Annotated in this window: 19 protein-coding genes; 12 read left to right on the plus strand and 7 right to left on the minus strand. The window is 60.2% G+C overall.

What is annotated here, in order from left to right:
* Positions 1–221 precede the first annotated feature (221 nt).
* From JJ889_RS03290 to JJ889_RS03310, 5 genes are all read left to right on the plus strand, one after another.
* Entirely contained in the window at positions 222–2117 is a 1896-nt protein-coding gene (locus JJ889_RS03290; RefSeq protein ID WP_291891471.1) for a ribonucleoside-diphosphate reductase subunit alpha, read from the plus strand.
* A 167-nt stretch (positions 2118–2284) separates the two neighbouring features.
* Entirely contained in the window at positions 2285–3109 is an 825-nt protein-coding gene (locus tag JJ889_RS03295; protein ID WP_291891472.1) for a lipid A-modifier LpxR family protein, read from the plus strand.
* A gap of 59 nt (positions 3110–3168) precedes the next feature.
* Positions 3169–3750, plus strand: a complete 582-nt coding sequence (locus JJ889_RS03300) for a hypothetical protein (protein ID WP_291891473.1) — start codon at positions 3169–3171, stop codon at positions 3748–3750.
* Positions 3751–3774: 24 nt separating this feature from the next.
* Positions 3775–4611, plus strand: a complete 837-nt coding sequence (locus JJ889_RS03305) for an amidohydrolase family protein (RefSeq protein ID WP_291891474.1) — start codon at positions 3775–3777, stop codon at positions 4609–4611.
* A 133-nt stretch (positions 4612–4744) separates the two neighbouring features.
* Entirely contained in the window at positions 4745–5779 is a 1035-nt protein-coding gene (locus tag JJ889_RS03310; RefSeq protein WP_291891475.1) for a ribonucleotide-diphosphate reductase subunit beta, read from the plus strand.
* An 81-nt stretch (positions 5780–5860) separates the two neighbouring features.
* On the opposite strand, the gene JJ889_RS03315 is transcribed toward JJ889_RS03310, so the two are convergent.
* The 4 genes from JJ889_RS03315 to JJ889_RS03330 form a co-directional block, all read right to left on the minus strand.
* A complete protein-coding gene (locus JJ889_RS03315; protein ID WP_291891476.1) occupies positions 5861–6064 on the minus strand; it encodes a hypothetical protein in 204 nt (67 codons plus the stop codon).
* 80 nt (positions 6065–6144) lie between these two features.
* Entirely contained in the window at positions 6145–7041 is an 897-nt protein-coding gene (locus JJ889_RS03320) for an ABC transporter six-transmembrane domain-containing protein (protein WP_291891477.1), read from the minus strand.
* Positions 7042–7129: 88 nt separating this feature from the next.
* The gene (locus tag JJ889_RS03325; protein WP_291891478.1) at positions 7130–9694 is read right to left on the minus strand and encodes a bifunctional aspartate kinase/diaminopimelate decarboxylase; all 2565 of its coding nucleotides are present in this window, start codon (positions 9692–9694) and stop codon (positions 7130–7132) included.
* A 124-nt stretch (positions 9695–9818) separates the two neighbouring features.
* Complete coding sequence (locus tag JJ889_RS03330) at positions 9819–10625, minus strand: crotonase/enoyl-CoA hydratase family protein (protein WP_291891479.1); 807 nt, start codon at positions 10623–10625, stop codon at positions 9819–9821.
* A 113-nt stretch (positions 10626–10738) separates the two neighbouring features.
* On the opposite strand from JJ889_RS03330, the gene JJ889_RS03335 reads away from it, so the two are divergent.
* The 5 genes from JJ889_RS03335 to JJ889_RS03355 are packed head-to-tail and all read left to right on the plus strand — an operon-like array spanning position 10739 to position 15797.
* Positions 10739–12202, plus strand: a complete 1464-nt coding sequence (locus tag JJ889_RS03335; RefSeq protein ID WP_291891480.1) for an AMP nucleosidase — start codon at positions 10739–10741, stop codon at positions 12200–12202.
* A gap of 5 nt (positions 12203–12207) precedes the next feature.
* The gene (locus JJ889_RS03340; RefSeq protein WP_291891481.1) at positions 12208–12855 is read left to right on the plus strand and encodes a hypothetical protein; all 648 of its coding nucleotides are present in this window, start codon (positions 12208–12210) and stop codon (positions 12853–12855) included.
* Positions 12856–12904: 49 nt separating this feature from the next.
* Entirely contained in the window at positions 12905–13675 is a 771-nt protein-coding gene (locus tag JJ889_RS03345; RefSeq protein ID WP_291891482.1) for a tyrosine-protein phosphatase, read from the plus strand.
* A gap of 8 nt (positions 13676–13683) precedes the next feature.
* Entirely contained in the window at positions 13684–14970 is a 1287-nt protein-coding gene (gene pabB / locus JJ889_RS03350; protein ID WP_291891483.1) for an aminodeoxychorismate synthase component I, read from the plus strand.
* Complete coding sequence (locus JJ889_RS03355) at positions 14967–15797, plus strand: aminotransferase class IV (protein ID WP_291891484.1); 831 nt, start codon at positions 14967–14969, stop codon at positions 15795–15797. Before pabB ends, JJ889_RS03355 begins: the two co-directional genes overlap by 4 nt.
* Here the strand turns inward: JJ889_RS03355 and JJ889_RS03360 are convergent.
* From JJ889_RS03360 to JJ889_RS03370, 3 genes are read right to left on the minus strand one after another with little or no spacing between them, the layout of a single operon-like run.
* Positions 15755–16294, minus strand: coding sequence for a TadE/TadG family type IV pilus assembly protein (locus JJ889_RS03360; RefSeq protein ID WP_291891485.1), 540 nt, complete (start codon positions 16292–16294; stop codon positions 15755–15757). The two genes, JJ889_RS03355 and JJ889_RS03360, sit on opposite strands and share 43 nt — an antisense overlap.
* Positions 16287–16832 (minus strand): TadE/TadG family type IV pilus assembly protein, encoded by a 546-nt coding sequence (locus tag JJ889_RS03365; RefSeq protein WP_291891486.1) that lies wholly within the window; start codon positions 16830–16832, stop codon positions 16287–16289. Before JJ889_RS03365 ends, JJ889_RS03360 begins: the two co-directional genes overlap by 8 nt.
* Positions 16833–16836: 4 nt before the next feature.
* Complete coding sequence (locus tag JJ889_RS03370) at positions 16837–17298, minus strand: pilus assembly protein N-terminal domain-containing protein (protein WP_291891487.1); 462 nt, start codon at positions 17296–17298, stop codon at positions 16837–16839.
* 274 nt (positions 17299–17572) lie between these two features.
* On the opposite strand from JJ889_RS03370, the gene JJ889_RS03375 reads away from it, so the two are divergent.
* Complete coding sequence (locus JJ889_RS03375) at positions 17573–17731, plus strand: Flp family type IVb pilin (protein WP_291891488.1); 159 nt, start codon at positions 17573–17575, stop codon at positions 17729–17731.
* A gap of 123 nt (positions 17732–17854) precedes the next feature.
* Positions 17855–18352 carry a prepilin peptidase gene (locus JJ889_RS03380; RefSeq protein WP_291891489.1) on the plus strand — a complete coding sequence of 166 codons (498 nt, stop codon included), beginning with the start codon at positions 17855–17857 and terminating at the stop codon, positions 18350–18352.
* The last annotated feature ends 25 nt before the right edge of the window (positions 18353–18377 follow it).

Below are 18377 nucleotides of genomic sequence, written 5' to 3' on the forward strand. Positions count from 1 at the left end.
GACACGGCCTGTCTGCGGTTAAGAACTTGTTTACCAAAAAATCAGCCCAAAGACTGTTCTGGCCGTTGACCGGCTTTTCGGGGTGAGCCACTATATGTTGGGTCAGCTGGACACAGCGGCACACTATACAGATTTTTCGACCTATTCGGGTTTGTACGCCGCGCAAGCATATTTTGCGCGAACAGGACATTTTTGACTCTGGGTTTGGGGAGCAAAACCGCATGACACCTCTGGATACAGCCACCACTCGTATTGTTGACGAAGATCAGCTTGAGCGTGCTTCGTCTCGTCGTGGCAAACCGAGGGCCAATGAGGCCTCCCACCTGCGTGTGGTCGAGGGCGTCAAGGTTGATCGTTCGCGTGACGCGCTGTTGACGGATTTCGGCAAGAAGACGCTGGAAGATCGTTACCTGCTGCCCGGCGAGTCCTACCAGGACATGTTTGCGCGTGTCGCCACGGCCTATGCCGATGACGCCGAGCATGCCCAGCGTCTTTATGACTATATTTCCAATCTCTGGTTCATGCCGGCCACGCCGGTCCTGTCCAATGGTGGCGCCGACCGTGGTCTGCCAATCTCCTGTTTCCTGAACTCTGTCGGTGACAGCCTGGACGATATTGTTGGCACCTGGACCGAGAATGTCTGGCTCGCGTCCAATGGCGGCGGAATCGGCACCTATTGGGGCGATGTTCGCTCCATCGGCGAGAAAATCGGTGATGTTGGCCAGACTTCCGGCATCATTCCCTTCATCCGCGTCATGGACAGCCTGACGCTGGCGATTTCCCAGGGCTCACTGCGCCGCGGTTCCGCTGCCGTTTACCTGGACGTGCACCACCCGGAAATCGAGGAATTCCTGGAGATCCGCAAACCGTCCGGCGATTTCAACCGCAAGTCCCTGAACCTGCACCATGGTCTCAACATTTCCGACGCTTTCATGGAAGCTGTGCGTGATGATGGCGAGTTCGAACTGAAATCTCCGAAAACGGGTGATGTGGTCAAAACGATCAATGCCCGCAAGCTGTGGCAGAAGATCCTCGAGCTGCGCCTGCAGACCGGCGAGCCCTACATCATCTATTCCGACACGGTGAACAACGCGCTTCCGGCTCACCAGCGCAAGCTGGGCCTGAAAGTGCGTCAGTCCAACCTGTGCGCCGAAATCATGTTGCCGACCGGTTATGACCAGAATGGTGAAGAGCGCACGGCGGTTTGCTGCCTGTCGTCGCTCAACGCTGCCAAATATCTGGAGTGGAAGGACGACGAGACCTTCATCGAGGACATTTTCCGTTTCCTCGACAACGTCCTTGAAGACTTCATCCAGCGGGCACCGGAAGAAATGGACCGCGCGGTCTATTCCGCTATCCAGGAGCGTTCTGTCGGTCTCGGCCTGATGGGCATGCACACTTTCCTGCAGCAGATGAATGCGCCGTTTGAAAGTGCCATGGCCAAGTCCTGGAACATGAAGCTGTTCAAGCATATCCGCCAGCAGGCTGATGCGGCTTCGGTCAAGCTGGCCGATGAGCGTGGTGCGTGCCCGGATGCGGCGGCAAGCGGTGTCAAGGCGCGTTTCTCCCACAAGCTGGCCATCGCGCCGACAGCGTCCATCTCCATCATCTGTGGCGGTGTCTCTGCCGGCATCGAGCCGATCCCGGCCAATGTTTACACACACAAGACCCTGTCCGGCTCCACCACGGTCAAGAACCCGCAGCTGGAAGCCGCGCTCGAGGCCAAGGGTCTCAATACGCCGGGTGTCTGGGCCACGATCCTGGAACATGAAGGGTCCGTACAGCACATCGAGGAGCTGGACGAGCACGAAAAGGCGCTGTTCCGGACCGCCTTTGAGATCGACCAGCGCTGGGTCATTGAACATGCTGCTGATCGCACGCCGTTTGTCTGCCAGTCCCAGTCGCTCAACATCTTCCTGCCGGGCGATATCGATAAATGGGACCTGCACATGCTGCACTGGTCGGCCTGGGAAAAGGGCATCAAGTCGCTTTATTACTGCCGCTCCAAGTCGGTCCAGCGTGCTGCCTATGCCGGTTCGGAAAGCAAGTCCGAAGCCGAGCAGTCCATGGCGGATGCCGCGCCGACCGATTACGAGGAGTGCCTCGCCTGTCAGTAAGCGCGATCAACTGAAATGACGCCAAGCAAGAAGCCCGGGTTGCGCAACCCGGGCTTTTTCTTTTTTTCGACACCACCGGGAATGGATATTAACCATTTCGCTTCTTGGGCGAATCCTGATGCAAATACATTCACGCTTTGCGAGAATTCGCTCAGGGAGAGAGTTTGATGCGTATGGGAAGAAAGTCAGAACTGACTTTGGCGACGCTTATCGCGCTTTCCGGAGTGTCTTATGTATTGATGACACCCGGGCAGGCCGTTGAGTGGGCGAATCCTTCTGCCCTTATCCAGGCCAACCTGGCGGCAGAAGGTGAAATTCGGCCCTTATCCGCGTCGGCGGCGAATATTGCCCGCACAGCGCTCTCGCTGGATGCCGATATCGCTGGCCAGAATGCCTTTGCGGCGTCGACACTGCCTCATGCGACAACGATCGATCTGGGCCCTGCCGGTGAGCTGAGCGTGGCTGTGCTCGATGATGACACAGGCGATGTGGCCTTTGACCTGCTCGCTATCACGGCGGATAACCGCTCTCCATTGGTCTTCGAGCCCGAGCGGGACGAGACAACGGTCGCGTTGGCCTATCAGCGCTCCTTTGATTCCTACGGCGGTTCCGATGAGCTGGATGTCAGCATCATCCCGCGGGCCGGAGTCAGTCTGGGCAATGACGGCACGGCAGCCGGTGCAGGCGCTGAACTGCGTGTCGGCCAGCACCTGGGCAATTCGCTGCAGGGCGAACCGCGCTGGTACATGTTCGCAGGCGCTGATCGCCGGGCCCTGCTGTACAATCCGAGCGAGGGTGCCAATTTCGACAGTGCTATGGCTCTGACCCGCCGCGAGGTTATCGGCGATGCCCAGGCCGGAGTGGCGGTGCGGTTTGGCGATGCGGATCTTTCTGTTGCCTATGTTCGCCGCGAATACCAGCATGTGGCCGGTGTCACTGCCTTCGAGGAATCCGAGGAATTTGGCGCGGTCACTCTGAACTGGCGCTGGTAGCGCTGTCGGTGACCTTGGGTCACTCTTGGTTTCAAGCAGGCAGCTCTGGGAGGAATGTCATGAAACATTCGCTTCTGTCCTGTCTCGTCTTGGCTTTTTCGCAACCCGCTTTGGCGCAGTCGCAGGATGCTGATCCGGTAGTCTTATCGGGCGCCACAGTCATCAATGGTGATTACTGGATCGAGCGCGCCAGTATTGTGGTCCGGGATAGTCGGATCCAATGCGTGGGCGAGCCCGAAGCGTGTGAATACCCGGAAGATGCGGACATTATCGACCTGGATGGGCGGTTCATCACGCCAGGCCTGGTGGACGCGCATGTGCATTTTGCCCAGACCGGGTGGCTGGACGGGCGCCCCGATGGCCTGCTGGCCCCCGACGTGTATCCGTATGCCGAAACAGTTGGCGAGTTGCGCCGGAATCCCGACCGCTGGCACGCGGCATACCTGTGCTCAGGGATCACCGCTGTCTATGATGTTGGTGGTCAGGCCTGGACCGTAACAGGCGAGCATGCAACGGACACCGATCGCCCGGACCGTGCCCATGTCCGGGCAGCAGGTCCGCTGATCACGCATGCCAGTGCCCGCAACCGGTTCTTTCTGGGAGAGGGCGCGGCCGATCAGCCGTTATTCCTGCCGATGTAATGCATCGATGGTGTTCGCGAACAGGTGCGGTACCTGCAGCAGATTGGCGCAGAGGCGGTGAAGGTCTGGTATCTCGTGCCGCGCCCGGCGCAGCGCGAACGCCTGGATGCGCTGTTGATGGAAATTGGTGCTGCGGCGGACGAGGCGGGTCTGCCGATGATTGTCCACGCGACCTCCTTGCGTGAAGCAAAGCTGGCCCTGCGTGCCGGGGCCCAGATGCTGGTTCATTCGGTTTCTGATCAGCCGGTCGATGAAGAATTCCTGGAGCTGTTGACCCGTAATGAAGCGGTCTACGTGCCAACCTTGCAGGCTGGGTCTAACTGGAGCCGAGCGCTTGCCAGTGTCACTTTCGCTGCTGCCGCACCTGTTGATGATCCCAATGGTTGTGTTGACGATGCGATCCGCACGCGCATCAATTCACCGGAAGAATTGCAAGCAAATCTCAACCCGGCGCTGACACTGGCCTGGGCCTATCGCAGCCTCGAGGCCAATGGTGCGGAAATCGCCCTCATGCAACGAAATCTCGTGGCGGTGTATGAAGCGGGCGGACGTATTGCCACCGCGACGGATGCCGGCAATCCGATGACGTTGCATGGTCCGTCGATCTATCGCGAGATGGAGATGATGCAGGCAGCCGGACTCAATCCGGAGGCAGTGATCGAGATGTCGACCCGCGGCGGGGCCATTGCCATGGGACGACAAGATGAATTCGGCCAGATCGAGGAAGGCATGGCCGCCGATTTGATCATCCTGTCGCAGGACCCGCGCGAGGATGTTCGCAATTTCCGCTCCCTGACCCATGTGATGCGGGCAGGTGTGCTGCGTGCACAGTCCGAACTACGTGTCACTGAGGTTGATTAGGCGCTGAATCCTGTGGAGCAGTCTGTGGAAAACCCTACCCTTTGCACACTAGGGCTAGACGTAAACCCCGCGTTTACCACAATATATAGATATTGAGCGGCTCAGCCGTTTTGATTCCGACCGAGGTGTTTCCATGACCGCTGCTTCCGACCTGCCGGGCCTTTTGACGTCCAGCCATTCCTACAAGCCGTTCCGCTATCCGTGGGCGTATGATTTCTGGAAAAAGCAGCAACAGGTTCACTGGATGCCGGAAGAGGTTCCGCTCGGTGAGGACTGCAAGGACTGGGCAACCAAGCTCAATGACCAGGAACGCAATCTGCTGACGCAGATCTTCCGTTTCTTCACCCAGTCCGATGTCGAGGTGAACGACAACTATATGGAGCGCTACAGCCGCGTCTTCCGTCCGACGGAAGTGAAGATGATGCTGTCCTCCTTCTCCAACATGGAGACGATCCACATCGCTGCCTATGCGCTGCTGCTCGAGACGATCGGCATGCCGGACAGCGAATTCTCCGCTTTCATGGAATACGAGGCCATGGCGGACAAACACAATTACATGCAGGAATTCGGTGTTGAGAGCGAAGCCGACATCCTGCGTACCGTGGCCATGTTCGGCGCCTTCACCGAAGGTCTGCAGCTGTTTGCTTCCTTCGCCATGCTGATGAATTTCCCGCGCCTCAACAAGATGAAGGGCATGGGCCAGATCGTCACCTGGTCGATCCGCGATGAGAGCCTGCACTGCGAGGGCATGATCAAGCTCTTCCACGCCTTTGCCGAAGAGACCGGCGCGCTGACGCAAGAGGTCAAGGACGACATTGTCGAGTGCTGCAAGACGGTTGTCCGCATGGAAGACAAGTTCATCGATCTCGCCTTCGAGATGGGTGATGTCGAGGGCATGACGCCGGACGATATCAAGCAATACATCCGCTATATCGCCGACTGGCGCCTCGGCCAGCTCAAACTGCCGCCTATCTATGGCGTGAAGGAGCATCCGCTTCCGTGGCTTACGGAGATCCTCAACGGTGTCGAGCATGCCAATTTCTTCGAAGCCCGCGCGACCGAATATTCAAAAGGCGCGACACAGGGTGACTGGCATGGTAATGACGGCGTCTGGTCCATGTTTGACCAAATGAAAACCAAGCAGAGCGAAGACGCTCTGGCCGACTGATCAACTCCGCTTCGGCGTCGAGTTGCGGGCGATCCAGCGATCTACTTTCGGGGAGGAAAGAAGCGAGCTGGGTCGCCCATTTTATTGCGTGGTATCCGCCGCGACATGGCAATTCACGGTCATGTTGCGCGCCCGCAAATTCGCCCAGCGCTCAAACGAAATCAAAGACCCGGGTTCACAGGCTTCGCGGATCTGCTCGAAGTTCCTGGCATCCAGAAAATCCAGATAAATCGTACCGGCCCCGCCGATCGCGAGCAGTGCGCTGGTGATGGAAACGGAAAGCATGGTCACCCCCAAATTGGCTGACATCACCGTGCCGGGGGTAAGAACCGCGCGCTATCGGGACCGTTTTCCGCGCCGTGTCCCTAGTCCGAGACCCGCTGGGTGATCTCCGATGTGCGGATACCTTGCTGGTAGGTGATCGGCAGGGCCACAACGCTCTGCACGAACTGGAAGAGATAGGTCATTAGTGCGAACACTGTCCCGATCGGCGCATCCAGGCGGGTGACCGCGTCATAAATACCAAACAGCATGGCGGCGATCAGGAAGAGATAGGTCAGGCCGAAATTGAGGCTTTCCAGATCGGACAGGCGCACCTGCCACATGGCCAGCCGCCGGAAGTGGCGGTTGCGGCTGGACGCGCGCATGCGTTCGAACACCTCGATCTGGCGTTCATACTGGTTGTTGAGCGCCTTGTTGAGGGTGTGGATGCGCCTGCTGGCGATCCAGAAAACAAGACCGGTCAGCACGGTCGCCACGGTGGCGACCACGAAGACGCGGAAATCCAGAAAGGCGATCATCACCAGCGAGCCGATCAGGGTGAAACCGGCGGTCAGGGACAGCGGCAGGATCTGTTCGAAGAAATCGACGACTTCCTTGATCAGGTCCGCGCGCGCATTGACCTGGGTGATCGGTGAGCCCTTGGCCTGTTCCCGCGCAACCAGGTCAGAGCCGACCCTGGCGTAGATGCGGGTATAGACACGGGTGTCATACATGCGCCGGACAATGCCCACGATGATGAAGGTGAGTTCCAGCGCGGCCAGCCAGGCGAGGCCTGTCCAGTCCTGTTCCACCAGTCGGTTGATGGCGATGCCCAGCACGAGTGGTTCAGCGACCCCGAGCACATTCTCGACCGTCAACAGCGCAAACGTGCCGGAAATCTGCGGCCAGAACCGCTTGAAAATCGAGCCGTGACTGACCGCTTCGGGGGGCGTGTCAGCCGGTGTTTCGGCCGCTACTTCAGAAGGAGTTTCAGAGCTCATGTCGCGCGGCTTACACCGCTCTGATAGGGCAGGCGAGGGGGAAATCGGGGCGAACCATCCCGGTCCGCCCCGATATCCGCTGTCTGGGCTAGATCACCACCTCACCGGCGGGTTCACGCATGTTGTAGCGCGAGGCCATGACGCGGCCATAGGCACCGCCATTGCCGATCAGGATGACATCGCCCTCACGCGTTTCCGGCAGCAGGCGCTGGGCGCCCAGCCGGTCGGCGCTTTCGCAGATCGGCCCGACAATATCGGCGATCATGTCCGCATCCTCATCGAGGCGCGTGAGATTGACGATCTCGTGGCGGGCACCATAGAGCGCCGGGCGGATCAGCGAGTTCATGCCGGTATTGATGCCGACAAAACGCGCATCGGGCGTCTGTTTGACCTGGGTCACCCGGGCCAGCAACACACCGGCCTCGGCGCTGATATAACGACCCGGTTCCAGCCAGAATTCGTAGCCGGGGTAGGCTGTTTTCAGCTCGCCCAGCATGATGTCCAGCTGGTCTGTGTTGATGCGACGCGGGCCTGAGGCTTCGTCGACACCCAGTCCGCCACCCAGATCCAGCACTTTCACATCGGGCAGGTCCTGTGCCGTTTCGGTCAGGAAAATACCGACACGTCGCCAGTGTTCCGGATCGGAAATGCCCGAGCCGGAATGCACGTGCAGGCCGGTGATCTTCGCGCCTGCTGTCCTGGCCAGCTCGATGGCTTCCGGCAATTCGTCGCGGTGCAGGCCGAACTTGGCTTCCGGACCGGCGGTGCGGACGTGTTTGTGGTGGCCTTCCGGGCGCTGGGGATTGATGCGCAGGGTGATCCCGGCGCCCTTGAACAGTTCCGGCCAGTGCCGCAGCGGGTGCAAGCCGTCCAGGGTCAGGTGAATGCCCATCTCCAGCGCGACGGCATATTCCTCGCGCGGGGCGAAGTTGGGCGTGAAGAGGATGCGCTCCGGTGTCAGCGCGGGCGCCGCCGCGCGCGCCGCCTCGACCTCGTTGATGGAGACACACTCAATGCCCAGACCCGCTTCAACCGCAGTGCGGATGATGTCGGCATGGCCATTGGCCTTCATCGCGTAGAAGCCGCGATCGAGATTCTTCAATCCGGCAATCGCCTCGCAGCGCTCGCGAACCGTATCGCGGTCATAGACATAGACCGCATCATTCTCGGGGCAGGCCTCGAGCAGGGCATTGCGTTTATTGCGCCACCAGACGGCTGGCGCATCGGCTTTCGCAGCCTTGTCCGCGTCCAGCTCTGCCCAGCTGGGGCCGAAGGTCTCGTCAAGCGGCTTGGGCTGGATCAGCTGGTCGTGCAGCTTGCGGCACAGCGGCTTGCCCTGGTCGCCATCGACCACAACGGTGAAGTTGAGATCATTGGCGGCCTGGGAAATCAGGCGCACCGGATAATGTGCGAACGCCTCCATCGCCGGGGCCAGCTGGGCCAGCAGGGCGCGGACGCCGCGTCCAACCAGGCTGACGGCGGCACAGTCTTCCAGCACCGAGACGCGGGCGATCTCGGCGAGGTCGGCCTCCAGCGCCGTCAGAACGGCTGGCGTCAGGGACGGGTCGTCATCCAGCGAGACGGTGACACTGGTTTCCGATGTCGAGACCAGGTCGATCGATACGCCATGCCGCGCAAAGGGCTCGAACGCCTTGGCCAGGAAGCCGGACGCCCGCCACATGCCGCTGGTATCCAGCGTGATCAGGCGAACGCCGTTCTTGACCGAAACGGCTTTCAGACGCGGCGCATCCTCCGACGGGGTGGCGCTGATCACCGTGCCCGGCATCTTGCGTTTGTGCGTGCAGCGGATCTCCATCTCGATACCGGCATTGCGGACCGGGGCGATGGCGCGCGGGTGCAGGACCGAAGCGCCCATGGAGGCGATTTCCTGGGCCTCGTCATAACTCAGCGCCTTGATCTGGCGGGCGGAGCCCGTCAGCCGCGGATCCGCAGAGAAAAAGCCGGGCACGTCGGTCCAGATTTCCAGTCGTTCTGCCTGCAGCTTGGCGGCAAAATAGGCTGCAGACGTGTCGGAACCTCCACGGCCGAGCAGGGCGGTGTCGCCGTCCGCACGCCCCGCGATAAATCCCTGGGTCAGGACAACATCGCCATCGAAGCGTTTTTGGAGTTTTTTGTCCGGGTCGTGTTCACAATCCGCATTGACATAGCCTGCGATCCCGCCAGCTGGCCGGGCAGTCAGCGCAGTCCGGGCGTCCAGCCATTCGCAATCGCGGCCGATCTGGTTGAGCCAGGCGGCGCCCAGCGTCGTCGCCATCAACTCACCTTGGCACAGGATGCGTGCATGCAGGCGCGGGCTGGCATCGCCTGTCAGCGCCAGGCCGGCGCTAAGCCGGTCCAGCTCGTCAAAATTGGTTGCCAGCAGCGCTTCGCCATTAAGATCCAGCTCGTCGGCCAGCTTGATATGCCGGGCCTTGATAAACGCCAACGCTTCACTGCCATCGCCGTCACGGGCGGTGCGGACCAGGTCTTCCAGCGCGTCGGACACACCGCGAATGGCGGAGTGTACTACAAGCACCCGTTTCTTCGCCTTGCGGAGTTTCTTGATCCGTTTGGAGATGACCTGCCAGTCAGAGAGGGATTTGACGCTCGTTCCACCGAATTTGAGAACGATCCAGTTGCTTGAATTGGGCATGGTAATCTCCTTTCTCCCGCCAAAATCGGGCAGCGGCGTGGATACAGGCCGCAGGAGATCACGCCAACACACATTTGCGCATGGCGGCATGTATTTTCAGAGACGGCGCAATCAGAGTGCGCGATCAGTCGAAAACGGGCTCTCTCTTTTCAAGATTGGCCATCACGGCCTCGACCTGGTGCGGCTGGCCGATAACGGCCTGTTGCTCGCGCGATTCCGCCAGCAGGATTTCGCCGGAAGACTGGTCATCCAGCCCGTTGATCAGACGTTTCGATCCGCGAATGGCGGAGGGGCTGCGCGCGGCGATCTGACGGGCGATTTCAAAGGCGCGTTCCAACGGATCCTCGGCGGTTTCGGTCACCAATCCAACGGTGCAGGCCCGGGCACCGTCGATGCGCTGGGCCGTATAGGTCAGCTGGCGTAGGATATCATCGCGCAACAACCGGCGGGCGAGCGCGAAACCGGACATGTCAGGCACCAAACCCCACTGGGTCTCGGCGATTGCGATCCTGGAATCTTCAGCGGCGATACGCATATCGGCGCCGAGCGCGACCTGGAGTCCGCCGCCAAGCGCACCGCCACGAATGGCAGCAATCACGGGCACCGGCAATTCATGCCACGCGTAAGCAGCGAATTGCGGTCGGTTGCATAGCCCGTGAGTCCGCTCTTCCAGGGACAGCGCCTTGTCCGGATCATCACCGGCCATCGCCGCAAAACTCATGAAGTCCAGCCCGGCGCAGAACATGCGTCCGCGACCGGAGAGTACGGCAACCCGGACGCTCTGCTGATCACCCAGCCACTCCGCAGCCTCGATCAGTGCGTCAAACATATCTCCGTCCAGCGCGTTGAGCTTGTCCTCGCGGATCATCTCGACATGGGCGATATGGTTTTCGATCGAGATCTCGACCCGATCCCTGAAAATCTGGCTCATACGTGTTGGCTCCTGTTTGCAGGCAGATTGATCGGGTTGTGGGGCGCTGCCAAGCCCACATGCTCGCATTTCACCCATTTACCGCCGCCGCGATTTCGTGCATGAGGTGCGCGATGACAGAGTTTAAAACTGCGACCACACCCCAGGACGCCGTAGATCAGCTCAATGCGCTCTATCAGGCGTCTGTCGACCGTCTTCGAACGGCACTGAAGATATTCCTGGACGGAGGAGCCCCGCCAAGCGCCGATGATCGCGCTGCCGGGGCTTTTGTTTATCCGGCCCTTCGCGTCAGCTATCTGCCGGACGGCCCGCCGCCTCCGGTTAGCCGCGCTTTTGGCAAGTTCACCGATCCGGGCGTTTACGAGAGCACAATCACCAATCCGGCGCTGTTCCGTGACTATCTGATCGAACAGCTCGAACTGCTCAATGATGGCTATGAAATCACCATCGAGGTCGGCCCGTCGACGACGGAGATCCCGTTCTCCTATGTCCTGGATGGTGCCGACGATCTGGACATGAATGCCGCCACCCCGGCCGACCTGGTGCGCCACTTCCCGTATGCGGACCTGTCCAAGATTGATGATGACCGACCCAATGGTCTCAAGCCCAGCGCACCGGGCGAGACGCGGCCGCTCAGCCTGTTCGACGCTCCGCGTGTCGATTATTCGCTGCAGCGTCTGCGTCACTATACCGGCACGCCGTACGAGGATGTTCAGCAATTCATCCTGTTTACGAACTACCATCGTTATGTTGATGCCTTCACCAGCTGGGCCATTCGCCAGCTGAAGGAAGACAATCATTATGAGAGCTTCTCCGCCGCCGGCAATGTGACGGTGGATGCGGATACGCCCAACGCCCATGCGGTTGTGGAGGGGGCGCCCTGGCGGCGCTTCCAGATGCCGGCCTATCACCTGAAGGCACCGGGCGGACGGGGGATTACCCTGGTAAATATCGGCGTCGGTCCATCCAACGCCAAGAATATCACTGACCACCTGGCAGTCCTGCGGCCGCAATGCTGGCTGATGATCGGTCACTGCGGTGGCCTGCGCCACTCCCAGCGCCTCGGCGATTATGTGCTGGCCCACGCTTATCTGCGTTATGATGCAGTGCTGGACGAGGATATCCCGGTCGAGGTGCCGATCCCGCCGATCGCGGAAATCCAGATCGCCCTGGAGAACGCTGTGGCCAGCGTCAGCGGAGACAGCAAGGAAGATCTCAAATCCCGCCTGCGCACGGGTACAGTGGCGACCTATGCCGACCGGAACTGGGAATTGCGATACGCCGCCCAGGCCCGTCGCATCAACCAGTCCCGAGCAATTGCCGTGGACATGGAAAGCGCGACCATCGCTGCCAATGGCCTGCGCATGCGTGTGCCCTATGGAACGTTGCTCTGTGTTTCCGACAAGCCGCTGCATGGCGAGCTGAAACTGCCGGGCGCTGCGAACCTGTTCTATCAGCGTTCGGTGAGTGAACACCTCGCCGCCGGGATCGAGACCATCGAAATCCTCAAACGTGATGATGCCTCGGCTCTGCATTCGCGCAAGCTGCGCAGTTTCGACGAACCGCCCTTCAGGTAACTGTCATGCGTGATCTCCTTCCGGTCTGGTTGCCGCGCGCCGCGATAGAGGCCTTGCTGATTGTGTTTGCGGTCGTGCTGGGTTTTCTCGTCAATGAGTGGCGGGCTGATCGCGCTGCGGAAACGCGGGCCAACCTGGCACTGACCCGCATCGTGGGCGAGATGCGCGACAATCTGGAAGCGCTGGAAACAGCGGCGGAGTATCACGCGCAGATCGTGGAAAATCTCACTGCGATCGAGGCTGAGGTCCAGTCCGGGGAATTGCCGTCCAGTGCCAACCTCTTCGAGACGGTGATGCCGGCCATGCCGATGGGCATCAGCCCGCCCATCCTGTCCGATGTGGCCTGGGAGTACGCAGGCCAGACCGGGGCGCTCGATCAGCTGGATTTCGAGATCATGTCCGAAGTCGCCCGGCTATATTCGGTTCAGGAATTGGGAACCGAGACGACCTGGAAAATGATCATCGATGCCTTTTTCTTCAACGAGGAAAGCTTCGAGATCCGCGAAATCTCGGCCAAGCTCTCCTTCATGCGTCTGTCCTTCACGGAGCTGGTGTCGCAGGAACGGTCGCTGATCTTCACCTATCGATCCGTCATTGCCCAGGTCGAGGCGCTCGTCGGGATCGAGCCAGCTGCAGAGGATGTTGGCGAGTAACGCGACGCTTTTTCTTGCTCCGGATCGCGCACTCGCGTACCTCCACATCATGACTCGTGTAAAGCCGCTTGAAGGTGTCCATAACTTCCGTAGTTTCCATGGCTATGAGGGCCTTGAAGGTGCTCGCGTGCGTGACGGACTGTACCGGTCCGGGCATTTCTCGCGCTCCTCCGAGGCTGACCGGGACTTCTTCAAATCCCTGGGCATCGCCGTTGTTGCCGATCTGCGCCGCCCGCGTGAGCGCGCGCTGGAACCGTCCAACTGGGACGCGGCGCTGGGACTGCGGGTGATTGATTCAGATCATGATGATCACGATGAACCGCCGCATCTTCAGTTCATGCGCAAGGGCGATCTCTCTGCCGAGGCGGTGAAGGGCTATATGATGTCCGCCTATCGTCGCATCCCGATGGAAGAGGGCAATCAGGTCGTGTTCCGCGAGGCGTTCAAGGCGCTTGCCTCGGGTGAGGCCGATAATGGTTTCCTGGTGCATTGCGCAGCGGGCAAGGACCGGACGGGCATTTTCTGTGCGCTTGTCCTGGGTGAGCTGGGCGTGGGTTATGACGTCGTCCGGGACGATTATGAGCTGACCAATTCCGCTGTTGATTATGACAGCCTGGTGCCCAAGGTGCAGGCGCGCATGCAGGACATGCTGGGCAAACAGGTCGACGAAGCGTCGCTGCGCACTTTCCTGGGTGTTGATGGCGCCCTGCTGGACGAGGCCTTTGCCACGATCGGCGATGTGGACCGCTATCTGCGTGAGACACTGGAAATCAGCGATGACGAGCGCGATGCGCTGCGCGCGCGCTGGCTGGAGCGGTGACGCTGTCCATGTCGGAAACCGTATCGCCGCCGCTTGCCAGGGTACTGCCCTGGCGTGACCCGCTGGCGGCTTTTTCAGGCTTTGAAACTGAACGCCTGTCGCTTCTCTTGCATGACGGCCAGAGCGGACGGGCCCGGATCTTTGCACGTCCCGACGTGGTGGTAAGCGGAGAGACCGGTTCCGCATTCGCAAGCTTTGCCGAGCGATTTCGCCAGATGGACAAGGGATTGTGGGCGGGTCTGTTCGGTTATGATCTTGCGGGGGCTTTTGAGCGTTTGCCGCGGCTGGACCCGGCGTGGCCGGTTCTGGCCATGGCGCATTATCCAGTCTGGGCCGAGCTGGACCGTGATGCAAGCGAGATCCGGGTGCATGGTGAGCCGGGCGAAGCGGTCGAAGCGTTCATCGAAACGCTCTGCCGATCCTATCGCGCCCTGCCCCTCCCGGGGGAAAAGGCCAGCTGGTCCGCAAACTGGGCACGGGATGTCTATCTGGATGCAGCGCGACGGGCCCGAGATTATGTGCACGCGGGTGACGTCTTCCAGGTGAACCTGTCCCAGCGTTTCACTTCAGAACTCGCCAGCGGCGATCATCCCTATGCGGTTTTCGAGCGCCTGTGCGCCGCCAGCCCGGCCCCGCACGCGGCCTATCTGCGCCTGTCGGATGACGAGGTCGTGCTGACCAACTCTCCCGAACGTTTCATCTCGGTGCGGGAAGGGCAGGTGGAGAGCCGTCCGATCAAGGGAACCCGGCCGCGCCTCGATGATCCGGAAGCTGACGCAAAGATGCACCGAGAACTCGCTGTGTCTCGCAAGGACCAGGCGGAAAATCTGATGATCGTGGATCTGATGCGTAATGACCTGTCGCGTGTCTGTGAACCGGGATCGGTCGCAGTGCCGCGCCTGTGTGAGGTCGAGAGTTTTGCCAATGTGCACCATCTTGTGTCGGACGTTACCGGCCGGCTGCGCAGCGACTGTGACCTGGTGGATCTGATGCAGGCGAGTTTCCCGCCTGGATCCATCACCGGAGCGCCCAAGGTCCGCGCGATGGAAATCATCAGCGAGCTGGAAGGTGAGGCGCGCGGTCCCTATTGCGGTGCGCTGGGCTGGATGACACCGGATGGTGAAATGGATCTCAATGTGATGATCCGCACGGCCTCCCTGCGACGGCAAGATGATCGTTGGAGCGCGGAGATCCGCTCTGGCGGTGGTGTCGTCGCTGACAGTGATCCGGACGCCGAGTATGAAGAGACGCTGGCCAAGGCCTCGGCCCTGAAGGCCGCGATGGGGGCGTCATGACAGTCTGGATAAACGGCGATTGGCGCGATGACGCCGCGGTTTCATATCGTGATCGAGGCTTCACCCTGGGTGATGGCCTGTTCGAGACCATCGCGGTTGAACGGGGTGTGGCGCTGGGGTTGGAGCGACATATCGAACGCCTGCGCTCCAGCGCTGACGCGCTGGGCCTGGCCGATCCGCTCGCGGGGATCGATCTCGCGGGGTTGATCGGGCAAGGCGCACAGGCATCCGGCCTGGCCAGCGCAGTGGCGCGTTTCTCGGTTTCCGCCGGATTGTCCGCGCGAGGGCTGGAGCGCGCGGACCAGCCTGAGCTGACCCGGGTGCTGCAGTTTTCCGGGCGGCCCCAGTCAGCCAAAAGCATCAACCTCGCCCTTGCGGATATCAGGCGCTCGCCGACCTCGCCGTCAGCGCGTTTCAAGACATTGAGCTACGCCGACAACATCTTCGCTCGCCGCCAGGCCTGCGCTGCAGGTGCTGACATGGCGGTGTTGCTGGACGATGATGGCCGGGTCTCCGGTGGCGATTGTGCCAATCTCTACTGGGCCGTGGATGGGCAACTCCATACGCCGGCACTTGCCTGTGCGGTGCTGCCGGGAACGGTCCGCGCGTCTCTGCTTGCACAGCTGGATCTGAATGAAGTATCGGCGTCGCTGTCTGACCTGGCTTCAGCAGACTCGATTTTTGTCAGTAATGCGGTGATGGGCGTGGTTCCGGTATCCGGTCTCGACGGCAAAAAGCTCACTGTGGATCACGCCCTGCTGGAGACGCTGCGCGAGGCCCTGGCTCAGGACCGCGATACTACGATCGAGCGGCGCGGGCGCAGGTAGAAAATCTCGCTGATATCGAAATGGCTCATGCCCAGTTGCGAAAACAGGGTGTGATAGCGGTATTCGACCTCGACCATGATGACCGAGCGATTGGTCTGCAAAACGCCGTTGGGCGTGCTCACCGAACTGCCTTCGGCCAGGGGAGCCATGCCGGAGGCATCACTCCACTGGACCTCGACATCGCCATCGCCATCCATCAACAGCGAGCTGACGCGCAATTGCAGCGGGCCGGAATCAAAGGGCACGATGATGGCGTTTCCGGCATTGAGAATATCGACAATCTCGTCATCGGTGATCACGTCGTCCTGGGCGATGAGGTCGGCAATCGCGCTGGCCGTGCTGGTGATCTTGCGATCAATCGACAGGGCAAGCGAGACCTCGACCGAACCGAGATAGATGATCAGCATCAGCGGCGCGATAATGGCAAACTCGACCGCAGAGATGCCACGTTCATCTCGCTGGAAGCGTTTGAGGAGGCTGGAAAGGTGATCAATCATCGAACGGCTCGTTTCTGAAGACGGTCGCAGACGTGATCAGGCGCTGATTGTTTTCCATGTTGGACATGCCGATCCCGAAAGAGGGGGTCATCAGCGACCAGCGATAAAAGACACGCACCAGAACAATGTCGCCGGCATCACCCGGGTCCCAGCCGAAGCCGGCGGAATCCAGCGAGCCGTCTTCCTGCACCGGGCTGGACTGATCGACATCACCGAAATCCTGAAAGACCTGCACGTCGATCGACAGGCGATCGCAATTGCCGATGACATCGATCCGCGCACAGATCTCGTCCAGGAAGGTTTCGCGTGTCGTGCCGCCGCTCTGGGCCTGGCCCGTGCGGATTTGGCGCGCGGTTTCCAGCACGGCGTTTTCCAGAACCGTGCCCGTGAAAAAGACCGCCGCGACTTCCAGCATGGCGAACAGCAGGAAGAAGAAAGGTGCCGCGATCAGCGCAAACTCGACAGCGGTGGCGCCGTCCTCATTGCGCAGGGCACGTCTCAGCCTTGCTTTCACGCTGTTGGAAACACGCTTGAACATGGGTCTAGTTCCCGGCGTCGTCTTCCCCGAGCGCGGCATTGGCCGTCGCCAGGCGATCCAGCTGCTGGTCTCCCAGCGCATCCGTGCGGGCCGTGTCATCACCCACACGCGGGATCTCGTCACAGACATCGCCACACGACAGGGTGAAGCGGTTCGGGCCGCGGAACATGGCGACCTGGTTGTCATTATGATTGCTGACCACGATCTCGGACTCGTAGATCACCCGGCCGATACGATCGATGGCGATGACATTGGTCCGGCCCTGCAGGCGGCCGGTCAGGATCAGCGTGCGACCATCATGAACCAGCGCATCCGCGATGGAGGGATTGCCGACGACAACAGCGCTGGCCGTACCGGGCAGGCGAATGACTTCGGCATGCTCGGCGGCGAGGATCACTTCATCAGCCCAGCTTGCGCTGAGGCTTGTGCAGGCCAGAGTTAAGGCGATTGCGAACTGGCGGATCATGATCGGCTTCCAATCTCGTGGTGATCGAATGTTGGCAGCCAGTGTCCCTCGCGCGCGTAAATCTTTCATAAACAGGGCTGTTTCGTTTATTTACAGTCTTTAAAGAACTCATTTTGTGTTTGTTAACTATAAGCCACGTTGCTGCGTGTATAGATTTTGTTAAGTACGTGTTTTTACTAAATCGAAATTCTTCCCGTGTTTAGTTGGCATCGTTCAGGAGGGGTCGGGACGGATCGGCTCCTGATGGTGAGGTACCTTAACGGGAGTAATAAAAATGAAATTCGTTTCTCGCTTTTTTAAAGATGAATCTGGTGCAACGGCCATCGAGTACGGCCTGATCGCAGCCCTGATTGCAGTCGTCATTATCGGCGCTGTAACCGCACTTGGCGCTGGCGTATCCGGCAACATGCAGACGGTTGCTGACGCGCTCTAAGTGAGACGCACTTAGCGAACTACGGAATGAGCCGCCCAATCGGGCGGCTCTTTTCTTTTGTGCCAACGGAAGATTAAGCCTTGCCGTTGCACTCTCCCGGCAGACACGCCAGTCGGGGACAAAATGATTATTCAGATTACTTCACTTGTATTTGCCGGTCTTTTGATCGCGGGCGCGCTCAGCGATGCCTGGCGCTACAAGATCCCGAACTGGCTGAGCGGTGCCCTGCTGGTGCCGTTCATCATCGCTGTCATCCTCAATTTTCCCGGCTGGGGCGCGCTCGGTCTGCACCTGGCGACCGGAGTTGGGGCGCTGGTGCTGGGCATGCTGATTTTTGCGGCCGGCTGGTGGGGCGGCGGGGATGCCAAGATGTTCGCCGCTGCCGCCTTCATGTACGGCTGGCCGCTGGGCATGAGCTTCCTGTTCTACACGGCTCTGGCTGGTGGCGGACTGGTCCTGGTGCTGATCGCCTTGCGTCACACGCTTCCCGCGTTTCCGGCCCTGGCCAAACACACACCTGGAACAGCCCTGGTGCAGGGGGCTCCGGTGCCGTACGGGATTGCAATTGCGATCGCCGGCCTGTTGCTGATGCCGCAAACCGGTCTGCTTTCAACTTTTTGACGAGTTATTCGAAAATCGCATTTTA

This window comes from Maricaulis sp. (assembly GCF_017643475.1).
GTDB lineage: Bacteria > Pseudomonadota > Alphaproteobacteria > Caulobacterales > Maricaulaceae > Maricaulis.